Source organism: Fictibacillus sp. B-59209 (assembly GCF_036216745.1).
GTDB classification, from domain to species: Bacteria; Bacillota; Bacilli; order Bacillales; family Fictibacillaceae; genus Fictibacillus_C; species Fictibacillus_C marinisediminis.
Map to the genome: position 1 here is coordinate 216,673 of NZ_JARMMC010000014.1, position 12,639 is coordinate 229,311.

At 44.3% G+C, this 12,639-nt stretch carries 12 protein-coding genes; 9 read left to right on the plus strand and 3 right to left on the minus strand.

All coding sequences use genetic code 11. From position 1 onward, the window contains the following. Nucleotides 1–183: 183 nt before the first annotated feature. From gcvT to gcvPB, 3 genes are read left to right on the plus strand one after another with little or no spacing between them, the layout of a single operon-like run. Nucleotides 184–1,281 carry a glycine cleavage system aminomethyltransferase GcvT gene (gcvT, locus tag P4361_RS10205; protein WP_062235039.1) on the plus strand — a complete coding sequence of 366 codons (1,098 nt, stop codon included), beginning with the start codon at nucleotides 184–186 and terminating at the stop codon, nucleotides 1,279–1,281. Nucleotides 1,282–1,306: 25 nt separating this feature from the next. Continuing rightward, the gene (gene gcvPA / locus P4361_RS10210) at nucleotides 1,307–2,647 is read left to right on the plus strand and encodes an aminomethyl-transferring glycine dehydrogenase subunit GcvPA (protein WP_256226025.1); all 1,341 of its coding nucleotides are present in this window, start codon (nucleotides 1,307–1,309) and stop codon (nucleotides 2,645–2,647) included. After that, nucleotides 2,647–4,104: an aminomethyl-transferring glycine dehydrogenase subunit GcvPB gene (gene gcvPB, locus P4361_RS10215; protein WP_328089297.1), complete on the plus strand. Its 1,458-nt coding sequence runs from the start codon at nucleotides 2,647–2,649 to the stop codon at nucleotides 4,102–4,104. Before gcvPA ends, gcvPB begins: the two co-directional genes overlap by 1 nt. 44 nt (nucleotides 4,105–4,148) lie before the next feature. Here gcvPB and P4361_RS10220 read toward each other — a convergent pair whose 3' ends face one another. Next, a complete protein-coding gene (locus tag P4361_RS10220) occupies nucleotides 4,149–4,526 on the minus strand; it encodes a rhodanese-like domain-containing protein (protein WP_248253111.1) in 378 nt (125 codons plus the stop codon). A gap of 153 nt (nucleotides 4,527–4,679) precedes the next feature. Here P4361_RS10220 and P4361_RS10225 point away from each other — a divergent pair, with 153 nt between their 5' ends. The 4 genes from P4361_RS10225 to P4361_RS10240 all read left to right on the plus strand — a co-directional run bounded on the left by P4361_RS10225 (nucleotide 4,680) and on the right by P4361_RS10240 (nucleotide 10,115). Further along, complete coding sequence (locus P4361_RS10225) at nucleotides 4,680–5,516, plus strand: biotin/lipoate A/B protein ligase family protein (RefSeq protein ID WP_328089299.1); 837 nt, start codon at nucleotides 4,680–4,682, stop codon at nucleotides 5,514–5,516. 336 nt (nucleotides 5,517–5,852) lie between these two features. Then, complete coding sequence (locus P4361_RS10230; RefSeq protein WP_053357912.1) at nucleotides 5,853–8,411, plus strand: vitamin B12-dependent ribonucleotide reductase; 2,559 nt, start codon at nucleotides 5,853–5,855, stop codon at nucleotides 8,409–8,411. A gap of 272 nt (nucleotides 8,412–8,683) precedes the next feature. Then, nucleotides 8,684–9,112: a transcriptional regulator MntR gene (mntR, locus tag P4361_RS10235; protein WP_091004697.1), complete on the plus strand. Its 429-nt coding sequence runs from the start codon at nucleotides 8,684–8,686 to the stop codon at nucleotides 9,110–9,112. Between the two features lie 76 nt (nucleotides 9,113–9,188). Continuing rightward, nucleotides 9,189–10,115, plus strand: coding sequence for a patatin-like phospholipase family protein (locus tag P4361_RS10240; protein ID WP_328089301.1), 927 nt, complete (start codon nucleotides 9,189–9,191; stop codon nucleotides 10,113–10,115). Here the strand turns inward: P4361_RS10240 and P4361_RS10245 are convergent. Together P4361_RS10245 and P4361_RS10250 are read right to left on the minus strand one after the other, a co-directional pair. After that, a complete protein-coding gene (locus P4361_RS10245) occupies nucleotides 10,112–10,471 on the minus strand; it encodes an SA1362 family protein (RefSeq protein WP_234293245.1) in 360 nt (119 codons plus the stop codon). The two genes, P4361_RS10240 and P4361_RS10245, sit on opposite strands and share 4 nt — an antisense overlap. Before the next feature lie 12 nt (nucleotides 10,472–10,483). Continuing rightward, nucleotides 10,484–11,434, minus strand: coding sequence for a DUF1385 domain-containing protein (locus tag P4361_RS10250; protein WP_328089302.1), 951 nt, complete (start codon nucleotides 11,432–11,434; stop codon nucleotides 10,484–10,486). Between the two features lie 190 nt (nucleotides 11,435–11,624). On the opposite strand from P4361_RS10250, the gene P4361_RS10255 reads away from it, so the two are divergent. Further along, nucleotides 11,625–12,125 carry a YqhR family membrane protein gene (locus tag P4361_RS10255; RefSeq protein ID WP_328089304.1) on the plus strand — a complete coding sequence of 167 codons (501 nt, stop codon included), beginning with the start codon at nucleotides 11,625–11,627 and terminating at the stop codon, nucleotides 12,123–12,125. Nucleotides 12,126–12,192: 67 nt separating this feature from the next. Then, nucleotides 12,193–12,627: a type II 3-dehydroquinate dehydratase gene (aroQ, locus tag P4361_RS10260; RefSeq protein WP_328089306.1), complete on the plus strand. Its 435-nt coding sequence runs from the start codon at nucleotides 12,193–12,195 to the stop codon at nucleotides 12,625–12,627. The last annotated feature ends 12 nt before the right edge of the window (nucleotides 12,628–12,639 follow it).

Sequence of the window (12,639 nt, forward strand, 5' to 3'; positions counted from 1 at the left end):
CACCAACGAAGAAACGAAGGGGCAAGCCCCTGAGAAACTTACTGGTTAAAGGACAGAGGGATACCTGGCAAAGGTATTTCTCTGTCCTTTTTTCGTGATATCCTGTTCAACGGATCAACTTGTGTGATTTTTACTTGGAATTTTTTGAATATTACCAATGATGGATTAAAAGGAGGAAGAGTAATGGGGGAATTAAAGCGTACACCACTTTTTGAAGTTTACAAGGGCCATGGCGGCAAAGTCATCGACTTTGGCGGATGGGAGCTTCCTGTCCAGTTTTCCCGTATAGGGGAAGAGCATGAGGCAGTCCGTACAAAAGCCGGGCTCTTTGATGTATCTCACATGGGTGAATTTGAAGTGAAAGGTGAAGGAGCAACGAACTTCTTGCAGTACATGCTCACCAATGACATCTCCAAGCTGAAAGACGGAAGCGCACAATATACCATAATGTGCTTTGAAAACGGGGGCACTGTTGACGACCTGCTTGTCTATAAGCACAGTGATCAGCATTATCTTCTCGTTGTGAATGCATCCAACATCGAAAAGGATTTTAACTGGCTTGAGTCACATGTAACAGAAGGCGTTGAGCTGACCAATATCTCTGATTCTACAGCTCAGCTCGCTTTGCAGGGGCCCGCTGCAGAGAAGATTCTTCAGAAGCTGACTGATACAGAGCTGTCCTCCATTGGCTTTTTTAAATTTAAAAATGATGTAGACCTGCAAAGCAACAGAGCGCTTGTATCACGCACGGGCTATACAGGTGAAGACGGATTTGAAATCTACTGCCGTCCTGAGGCTGCAGTCAAGCTTTGGGATCTTATCCTCAAAGCAGGTGCAGAAGAGGGAATTCTTCCATGCGGTTTAGGTGCAAGGGATACGCTGCGTTTTGAAGCGAAACTTGCGCTTTACGGCCAGGAGCTGACAAAAGACATCACTCCGATCGAAGCGGGAATCGGTTTCGCAGTAAAAACGGATAAAGAAGCAGATTTTATCGGCAAGGAAGTCCTCAAACAACAGAAAGAAGAAGGCGCACCTCGTAAGCTGGTGGGTATTGAGATGATCGACAAGGGTATTCCACGGTCTCATTATGAAGTTTTCAAGGATGGAGAACGCATCGGAGAAGTCACCACAGGCACTCAATCACCGACTCTGAAAAAGAATCTGGGTCTGGCTCTGATAAAAAGCGAGTTTACTGAATTAGGAACAGAAGTGGAAGTACAAGTAAGACAAAAACGATTAAAGGCGGTTATCGTTAAGTCGCCGTTCTATAAACGCAGCTAAATTAGCCACTGGGGAGGATATTCACATGACGTTTCGTTATTTGCCGATGACAGAGCAAGATAAAAAGGAAATGATGAAAGCTGTCGGTATAGCATCGACAGAAGAATTGTTCAAAGATATTCCAGAAAAGGTCCGCTTTAAAGGAGAACTTCAGATTGAAAAGGCCTTTTCTGAGCCAGAGCTTGTAAAATACATGTCAGGACTTGCGCAAAAAAACAAAAATACGAAAGACTATCCAAGCTTTTTAGGTGCGGGTGTCTATGACCATTACACACCATCAATCGTAAACCATGTAACACTCCGCTCTGAATTCTATACAGCTTATACACCGTACCAGCCCGAAATCTCTCAGGGAGAACTTCAGGCAATCTTCGAATTCCAGACGATGATCTGTGAGCTTACAGGCATGGATGTAGCGAATTCATCCATGTACGATGGGGGAACAGCCCTTGCAGAAGCGGCATTGTTATCTTCAGGACAAACGAAACGCAAAAAGATTATCGTATCCAAAAGTGTTCACCCGGAATCCCGTGCTGTTCTTCAAACCTACGCTAACGGACAGTTTCTCGAAGTTGTTGAGGTGGGAACAAAGGATGGACTGACGGATCTGGATCAGCTTAAAGAAGCGGTGGATGGAGAGACCGCCTGTGTACTCGTACAATATCCTAACTTCTTTGGCCAAGTGGAATCATTGAAAGAGATTGAGGAAATTGTTCACAGCGAAAAAGCCATGTTCGTTGTTTCGAGTAATCCGCTGTCATTGGGAGTACTTACTCCTCCTGGCAAGTTTGGAGCAGACATTGTCGTGGGAGATGCACAGGTTTTCGGAATTCCTCAAGGGTTTGGCGGACCTCATTGCGGCTATTTTGCCGTAACACAAAAGCTGATGAGAAAGGTTCCGGGACGTCTCGTCGGACAGACGGTCGATGAGAACGGCAAAAGAGGTTTTGTATTGACACTGCAGGCTCGTGAGCAGCATATCCGCCGCGACAAAGCGACCTCTAACATCTGTTCGAATCAGGCATTGAATGCCCTGGCTGCTTCTGTTGCCATGACCGCTCTTGGAAAGCAGGGCATCAGAGATATTGCAGGACAGAATATCCAGAAAGCGCATTACGCAAAGAATGTTCTTGAAGAAAAAGGTCTTTCCGTTCCATTTAGTGCACCTTTCTTTAACGAATTTGTCGTAAAACTGAACAAACCTGTAAAAGCCATCAATAAAGAATTGATTGAAAACGGGATGATCGGCGGATATGATTTGGGCCGGGATTATCCTGACCTTGAAAATCACATGCTCATTGCAGTTACTGAACTGCGTACTAAGCTTGAGATTGATAAACTGGCAACGGTATTGGAGGGTCTATAATGAACAATCATGATACAGCACTTATTTTTGAATTGTCCAAAGAGGGCAGAGTCGGCTACAGTCTTCCCGATCTTGATGTTCCGGAAGTAAGCCTGGATAGTCTTATTCCTTCTGATTATGTCCGTGAAGAGCCAGCTGAGCTTCCTGAAGTTTCCGAGCTTCAGATTATGCGCCATTATACGGCTCTTTCTAAACGCAACCACGGTGTAGACTCCGGATTCTATCCGCTTGGTTCCTGCACGATGAAGTACAATCCAAAAATTAATGAAGATGTGGCACGATACCCTGGATTTGCACAGATCCACCCTCTTCAGGACGAAGAAACTGTTCAGGGTGCGATGGAGATGCTTTATAACCTTCAGACCTCTCTTGCTGAAATTACGGGGATGGACGAAGTAACCCTTCAGCCGGCAGCCGGTGCCCATGGAGAGTGGACAGGATTAATGATGATCCGTGCTTACCATGAAGCAAATGGTGACAGCCACCGTACAAAAGTCATCGTTCCTGACTCGGCTCACGGAACGAATCCTGCATCAGCAACCGTTGCGGGTTTTGATTCTATTACCGTTAAATCCGATGAGCGCGGACTTGTTGACCTTGACGACCTTCGCCGTGTTGTAGGGGAAGATACAGCCGCTCTTATGCTGACGAACCCAAATACACTCGGTCTTTTTGAGGAGCACATCCTTGAAATGGCGGCTATCGTCCATGAAGCCGGAGGAAAACTTTACTACGATGGTGCCAATATGAATGCCATCATGGGCTACACACGCCCGGGAGACATGGGTTTTGATGTCGTGCATTTAAACCTTCATAAAACGTTCACAGGCCCTCACGGCGGCGGCGGACCTGGATCTGGTCCGGTTGGAGTGAAGAAAGACTTGATCCCGTTCCTGCCAAAACCTGTTCTTGTGAAAAAAGAAGAAGGATTCACGTTTGAATACGATCGTCCACAATCCATCGGCCGAGTAAAACCATACTACGGAAACTTCGGCATAAATGTCCGCGCCTACACCTATATCCGTACGATGGGTCCAAAGGGACTTAAGAATGTATCAGAGTATGCGGTGCTAAACGCCAACTATTTGATGAGAAGGCTTGAGCCGCATTTTGATCTTCCGTTCACACAGCATTGCAAACACGAGTTTGTACTGTCCGGCAGAAGACAGAAGAAGCTCGGAGTACGTACACTGGACATGGCAAAGCGCCTGCTTGATTTCGGTTATCATCCGCCGACCATCTATTTCCCTCTTAGCGTAGAAGAGGCGATTATGATCGAACCGACAGAAACCGAGTCAAAAGAGACGCTGGATGAATTCATCGATGCGATGATCCAAATTGCTCAGGAAGCCGAAAAGTCTCCAGAAGTCGTTCAGGAGGCGCCGCACTCAACAGTTGTCAAAAGACTGGATGAGGCGATGGCTGCCCGTAAACCAGTGTTACGTTATGTAAAGTAGAATACTAATAAAAAAGGTTCGGGAGATTACTCCCGAACCTTTTATCATGATGATTTAACTTTGCCAGTCCATTTTTTAAATCCGCCTCTCAAATGAGAAAGGTCAGTATATTTATTTTTACGCAGGAATTGTGCGGCTCTGGCACTGCGCATACCGCTCTCGCAGTATAGATAGACCGGCTTGTCCTGGCGAATTTCAATTTTACGCTGTTTCATTTGTGTCAGAGGAATGTTCCTCGCACCAAGTATATGCCCTTTTTTAAATTCCTCCGGTTCCCGGACATCAATCAGCTGTGCTTTACGGTATCCAGCTCTGAATTCCTCTTCGCTTAGCGTTGTTAAATATTTCTTTTGATACAGCGCGGTCACTACGAGGTAGACGAGAACCGCTGCCAAAATAGCAAGAACGATAATCCATTCCATTTCATTTGCACTCCTTTTTTCTATCTCCTACAATTATATCTTCACAGCCCGCCAGAATCAAAAGAATAATATAAAAAAATTGGCAGTACTTGATGTTTTGACAGGAGTCATAGTTTTGATAAACTAGTAGGGTACTAAAAAGGAGATAGTTATATGGAGAGAGAAAAGTGGTTATTCATTGATTCAGGAAACTGTGATCCTGCCTATAACATGGCATTGGATGAAGCATTACTGACGTGGCACAGCGAAGGCAAAATTCCACCGGTCATACGGTTCTATGGCTGGAATCCAGCAACGCTGTCCATCGGCTACTTTCAGAAGGCCGAAAAGGAGATTAACCTTGAGGCGGTTGAAAAATACGGCCTTGGCTTTGTGCGCCGTCCGACGGGAGGCCGCGGAGTTCTCCATGATCAGGAGCTTACATATAGTGTGATTGTTACCGAAGAGCATCATAACATGCCAAAAACAGTGACGGAAGCCTACCGGGTTATATCCGAGGGCATTCTGCAAGGTTTCCGCAACCTTGGTTTGGACGCCTATTTTGCCATCCCGCGTACAGAGGAAGAGAAGGCGGGATTGAAAAACCCTCGCTCGGCTGTCTGTTTTGATGCTCCTTCCTGGTACGAACTCGTGGTAGAGGGGAGAAAAGTAGCCGGCAGTGCTCAAACCCGCCAAAAAGGGGTTATTCTGCAGCATGGTTCCATCCTCCTGGATCTGGATGAAGACAAGCTGTTTGATCTTTTTGTGTACTCCAGTGAACGTGTCCGTGAGCGGATGCAGAAGGCTTTTAAGAATAAGGCGGTAGCCATGAACCAGCTCAGGGAAACACCGGTCACACAAGAAGAAGCGAAGAAAGCTTTCCATGCCGGGTTTGAAGAAGGATTGCATCTCGATCTGCAGCCGTACACTTTGAATGAAGAGCAGGAGAAAGAAGTAGAACAGATCGCTGAATCAAGATATAGAAGCAAAGAATGGACGTTTAGAAGATAAGGTGGAAATCGGGACAACGATGGCTGTCTCGGTTTTTATTTTTTGCACTTGTCAAGCCAGAAAAAATTTTTGGGCCGTCCACAAGGATGTTCAATAAAGCCCGATGTTACAAGGTTCCTTTCGTTGGTATTTTTTTCAATCTTTAAATGTGTAGAATTGAGGGGATTTGAAGCGGGAAAAACATCAAATTCTATGTTTTTCTTAATAAAGCTTGGTTTTTCTAGTTTGACAAGATAAATATTTTGACAACAGGTTTACCTATATATAGTATAGTGGTAACTTAACTACATACAACATATAGAAAAAAGATTGGATTTTTTCATAAGGAGGAGAATGATGGGAGTAGCGGTACATGACCCTTCAGGAATTAACATTGAAATGCTGAATAAGGATATTGAACAATTTCCCCAAGTACACCCCATAACAGGTGACATGAAAACAGCGCATAAAGGTGTTTCCCGTCTTGTAATGCTGGACAGGTACAGTTTTAAAGATACAGAGAGGAAAACATTAAAGGAAGGAGATTTCGTTGTATTAACGGTCAAAGAAGACCCGAAATTCCCTGCGAGAGGACTTGGATACATCGTCAGTATCGATTGGGAAGCGAAAACTGCGCGTGTCAGGGTAGAAGATGAGTTCAAGTCTGCCCTTGATAAGCCGGAGGAAGCGGAATCAGGAATTATCAACCGTTCTTTGGACGTGATGGACAAGCCGCTTGAAGTGTTTTATGAGCAGATCGCAAAGAGAAATGCGACAGGGCTAGCAAGTGTGGAAACCACTGAAGAAAAACGTCAGGAATCTTTCGAGAAGTTTTACAAAGAACTTTCCGAGATGAACTTTATTCCGGCAGGACGTGTTCTATATGGTGCCGGTGCAGAAACAGACGTTACGTATTTCAACTGCTACGTGATGCCTTATGTAAAGGATTCAAGAGAAGGAATCTCTGATCATCGTAAACAAGTAATGGAGATCATGAGCCGCGGCGGAGGGGTAGGAACAAACGGTTCGACCTTAAGGCCGAGAAACGCTCTGGCGCGCGGAGTAAACGGGAAATCATCCGGATCGGTATCATGGCTGGATGATATTGCGAAGCTTACCCATCTGGTTGAGCAGGGCGGGAGTCGCCGCGGCGCTCAGATGATCATGCTCGCGGATTGGCACCCTGACATTATCGATTTTATTATTTCAAAAATGCAAAACCCAAGAATCCTTCGTTACCTGATCGAAAATACAGAGGACGAAAAAATTAAGCAGGTCGCTCAGGACAAGCTTAAATTTACTCCGCTGACACCGACGGAAAAAGCGATGTATGAAGGAATTCTACGTTACAAGGAGATTCCGGGAACAGGTGGATTTGATGCAGATGTTCACCGTGAGGCAGAGCGTATGCTGCGTGATGGGGGAACATACAGTGTTCACAATTCCGAATTCCTGACAGGGGCGAATATCTCAGTAACGATCACGAAAGAATTTATGGAAGCTGTAGAAAATGATGAAGAGTACGCTCTTCGCTTCCCGAACGTTGAAAATTACACACCGGAAGAAATGAGAGCTTACAACAAAGAATGGCATGAAGCTGGTGATGTAAGAGTCTGGGAAGAAAAGGGCTACAGCATCCGTGTTTATAAAAGGATCAAAGCAAGAGAGCTTTGGAACCTCATTAACATTTGTGCAACCTATTCAGCTGAACCAGGCATCTTCTTTATCGATAATGCTAACGACATGACCAATGCTGTTGCCTATGGGCAGAAGGTTGTAGCGACAAATCCATGTGGAGAACAGCCTCTTGCACCATATTCTGTCTGTAACCTTGCTGCTGTTAACCTCGGCACCATGGCAGACAAAGAGTACAAAACGATAGATTTTGAGAAATTGGAGCGCACAGTAGAAGTTGGCGTTAGAATGCAAGACAATGTAATTGACGCGACACCTTACTTCCTTGAACCAAACCGCATCCAAGCACTCGGTGAGCGCCGTGTCGGCCTTGGTGTCATGGGTCTTCATGATCTACTCATCTATTGCGAAACAATGTACGGTTCAGAAGAAGGAAACAAGATGGTGGATAAAATCTTTGAAACCATCGCCACTACCGCATACCGTACATCCATCGAGCTTGCCAAAGAAAAAGGAAGCTTCCCGTTCCTGGTGGGCAAGACAGAAGCAGAAACGAAACAGCTTCGTGAGAACTTTATTAAAACCGGCTATATGAAAAAACTGCCGGAAGATATCCATCAAGGCATCTTGAAATACGGGATCAGAAACTCGCATTTATTAACTGTGGCTCCTACAGGAAGCACCGGGACCATGGTTGGTGTCTCGACAGGGCTTGAACCTTACTTCTCCTTCTCGTACTTCAGAAGCGGAAGACTGGGTAAATTTATTGAAGTGAAAGCGGATATCGTCAAAGAATATTTGGATCGGAATCCGGAAGCGGACGAAAACAACCTGCCTGAATTCTTTGTTTCAGCTATGGAATTGTCTCCTGAAGCGCATGCGGATACGCAATGTGTGATCCAAAACTGGGTAGACAGCTCCATAAGTAAAACGGTGAACGCGCCGAAGGGCTATTCTGTCGATCAGGTGAAAAAAGTGTATGAGCGTTTATACAAAGGCGGAGCAAAAGGCGGGACCGTGTATGTGGACGGAAGCCGTGATGCCCAAGTCTTAACGCTGAAGGCTGAGGAGTCATTTGAACAAACAGAAATGAACCTTGGGGAAGAAGAAAAAAGTAAAGTAGTACTTGTAGATACGATTACCGATCTTCGCTCAACAGATGTTACAGTCGGAAACGAGGTTGGCAATACATGCCCAGTCTGCCGCAAAGGAAAAGTAAAAGAAATCGGCGGCTGCAACACGTGCACGAACTGCAACACTCAGCTAAAATGTGGATTGTAAGAACAGTTCTTTTATAAAAGAGGCATGACCTGCGGGTCGGCCTCTTTTTTTACGGACGGAAGTACTGGAAAGGCAAAATCCCACTGCCGGCCGAATATTTTCTTAAGGCGCCCGAAAAAACTTCTCAGCCGCCCGAAAGCAGTAAATTCATCACGAAAGCGCAGAGCCCAGAGTGCACTCTGTTACATATAAATCAAACAGCCTTGTCACCCTTTCTTTTGTATAGTAAAATTTTAGACAGAGCAGAGAAAGAATGAATCGGAGGGAACAGCATGCCCCCAACACCCAGCATGGAAGATTATATTGAACGAATCTATGCGTTAATTGAAGAAAAAGGATATGCCAGGGTTTCTGATCTTGCTGAAAGTCTGGAAGTACATCCCTCCTCAGTTACAAAAATGATACAAAAGCTGGATAAAGGAAAGTACCTCGTCTATGAAAAGTATCGCGGATTCGTATTAACCCCAAACGGAAAAAAACTCGGCAAACGCCTCGTTTACCGGCATGAATTACTGGAAGGCTTTTTAAAAGTTATCGGTGTTGACCAGGAAAAAATCTTTGACGACGTAGAAGGAATCGAGCATCATTTAAGCTGGAATGCCATCGACAGGATCGGGGATCTTTTGCAATATTTTGAGGAAGATCCGCAGAGAGTTGAAGCATTAAAAGAGATACAGCAAAAAAATCAGGAACAATCATAACAGGCGTTGTGATTGTTTTTATTTTTGTTGAATATTGTACTTCCCCTCGTGATTAGGATAATAAAGGGGGGAATTCATGATGATGGTGGATGGAGTATTCTCAGGCGGTGGCATTAAGGGGATATCATTGATAGGTGCCATTCAGGCAGCAGAAGAGAGGGGCCTTCAATTCAAACGTGTAGCCGGAACGAGTGCCGGGGCGCTCGTGGCTTCCCTCGTAGCAGCTGGATATACTTCTGATGAACTGAAAGATCTTATTCACAATGTCGATTTGAAACAGTTTCTTGATGAAAAGAAATCATGGGTGCCCATACCGTTTATGAATTGGCTGAAGGTGTATTGGAAATTAGGCCTTTATAAAGGGGATGCCCTTGAAAGATGGGTTAAGGAGCTTTTAAAGGCAAAAGGCATTGAGACTTTTGCGGATATTCAGGACGGATCGCTGAAAATTATAGCTTCAGATATTACCCGTGGAAGGCTGGTCGTTCTGCCTGATGACCTGCAGGAATACGGTTTGCTGAAAGAAAAGTTTCCGGTAGCCAGAGCGGTACGGATGAGCTGCAGCATTCCTTACTTTTTTTATCCGATCACCCTTTATAATCGCCTGGGCCAAAAAAGCTTTATTGTAGATGGGGGTGTTTTAAGCAATTTTCCGATTTGGCTGTTTCAGCGAAAAGACCGAACATCTGAACGGCCGGTCCTTGGGTTTCAGTTAAGTTCATCGTACGGAAATATTCCGACGCATAAAGTGAACAATGCCTTTAACTTGTTTAAGGCTCTGTTTCAGACGATGATGGAAGCCCATGATAACCGCCATATTTCCAAGTATGATGCGAGTGATATTATTTTTATCCCTGTAAAGGAAATTTCAGTCGTTGATTTCGAAATGGCAGAGGAAACGAAAAATGCTTTAATGGATTTTGGGTATCTGCAGGGAACAGAGTTTTTAAACCGGTGGGTGGCAGGAAAAAAAATATGGACCCCATATAAAAATCGAGCCTAAAAAGAAGCTCGATTTTTTTTCTTATTCTTTTTTCCTTCAATTACTGTGAGGTTGTGTTCTTTTTTACGTTTTTTGAATGGAGCGGGTTTGTTTGCAGCTGAACTCTTCTTAATCGGTGGGGCAGATTGATTATATTTTCGTTTGGACTGCTTTACCGCTTTTTTGTATTTTCCGTTTTCACCGGGACGAAACCGCTGAAAGATAAAATAAACAAGAGCAACAACCAAGCCGATCATGAGCAAATTCGTGATTAACTTTTGAGGTGAAAAGAATAATTGTGACCCAAGTCCAATTACTGCCAACACGATAATAACCCAAATGACTGGATGAAATGATTTTCGATGCAACAGGTTCACCTCCTTGAAGAATTAAACGATTTTTGTACTGTTTTCGAGTTTTCTTTTTTCATGTTCGGCATCCCGGCGGAGCATTTCGGTAAATGACAGGATGGCCACTTCGGTCTGTTCACGGTCAGGTTCTTTCGTGGTGAGAAGCTGTAGCCATAAGCCAGGAAATCCGAGATATTTGAGAACAGGGATATTCCTTAGTTTGTTCGTAATCTGCAAAACTTCAAAAGAAACACCGAGGACTACCGGAATCAGCACTAGTCTGTAAACGACCCGCTGCCATAAAGGATCAGACGGAACGAACAGATAGATAAAGACTCCGACCACTACCGTAAACAGTATGAAACTGCTTCCGCAGCGGTAATGAAGCCTGGTTTGCTTCTTTACATTATCAACGGTAAGTTCAAAACCGTTCTCGTAGGCATTAATTACTTTGTGTTCCGCTCCGTGGTATTGAAAGACTCTTTTTATTGTTGGCGTTAAAGACACAAAGTAAATGTACGATAGGAGAAAAAGAAATTTAAAGAATCCCTCCAGCAGGTTTTGGCCGATATGGCTTTGCACCCAAGGCCTGAATGCTTCTGCGAGAAAAACAGGAACTAGGGTAAAAACAAATTTTGCAAACAGAAAAGAGACGATGCCAATAATGGCCAGACTGAAAACGAACATCGCTTTGGATGGGGAGGACTCTTCCTTTTTTAATTCCTCACCTGGCGAGACGTTATATCTTTCAGTAGAGTAGTTCAAATGTTTGGTTCCGTTTGAACTGGCCTCCAGAATAGCCGCGATCCCCCGAAGAAAAGGAACCTTTTTAATCTTGTTCAGCCATGGGCTGTAGCGCTTAATCACTTCGAAATACTCAATACTGTCATCATTCCTGCGGATGGCGGTAACATATGTGTGCTTGCCGGCAAACATCACCCCTTCGACGACTGCCTGGCCGCCGTATGCCGGTTTTTTGTTTTCTGTCATTTCTACACCTCTACCCTTTATGTTTATTAGCTTAATTCTACAGGAAAAAGCTATAAACCTCTAGGCAATCGTGCGTTATCTTTATTTTTCCCATTTTATACATTTTTAACACGGAATATTAATAGAACTCAACTTATTGAAAGCAATGAAAGAAAACGGGACATACTGTAAGATGGAGGTGTTTTTTCCAATGGATGATTTTAAACAGGACAAGAATAAGCGAGAAGAACCGATTTCCTTTATGGCCAGGGTGGTCAGTGTTGGATTCTTTGGGGGGCTTTTCTGGGGGCTTGTCGGTTATTTTGCATACTACCTTAATTTGTCCAAGATTGGACCAGGGCTCATCCTTGCACCATGGGCGCTTGGAAAATGGAAGTCGCTATGGCTTGGCCAGCTCATCGGTGTTATTTTTATTTCTCTTCTTTCCATTCTCGTTGCTATTTGTTACCGATATCTTCTAGCAAAAGTAAAAAGTATGGCTGGCGGCCTCTTTTTCGGTATTGTTCTCTGGGTCATCGTTTTTTACTTGCTGCACCCCATATTTCCAGGCTTGGAACCGATGAGTAAAATAGGAAGAAATACGATTGCCACTACACTGTCCCTGTATATTCTGTATGGCATTTTCGTAGGGTACTCCATATCTTTCGAATATCAGGAACGGCAACCTTCAAAAAGCGGGGAAAGTACCTAACTATTCAAAAAAATACCTGTATGATAGAATGTTCATGGAACATTCTATTTTTTTAAGGGGGCCAATCATGGAACGAATACTGGTCATTAACGGCCCGAATCTGAACCGGCTCGGTACAAGGGAGCCCTCCATATACGGTGATGACACACTGGCTTCTCTTGAACAGCGGCTCATTCATTTCGGAGAGATAAAAAACGTGAAGGTAGAGTGCAGGCAATCCAATCATGAAGGGATCTTACTGGACTGGATTCAAGAAGCAGAGAGTAAATTTAGCGGGATCGTCTTAAATGCAGGGGCCTTTACACATTATAGTTATGCAATTCGGGATGCCATTGCTAGTGTGAACATCCCGGTTGTTGAAGTACATATTTCAAACATTCATGCAAGAGAGGAATTTCGCCACCATTCGGTCATCGCACCTGTTGTGGCCGGACAGATCGCAGGTCTCGGGTTCAAGGGCTATGAGCTTGCGGTTTTAGCACTGCTTGATTCGTTCAGCTAAAATAGGGCATTA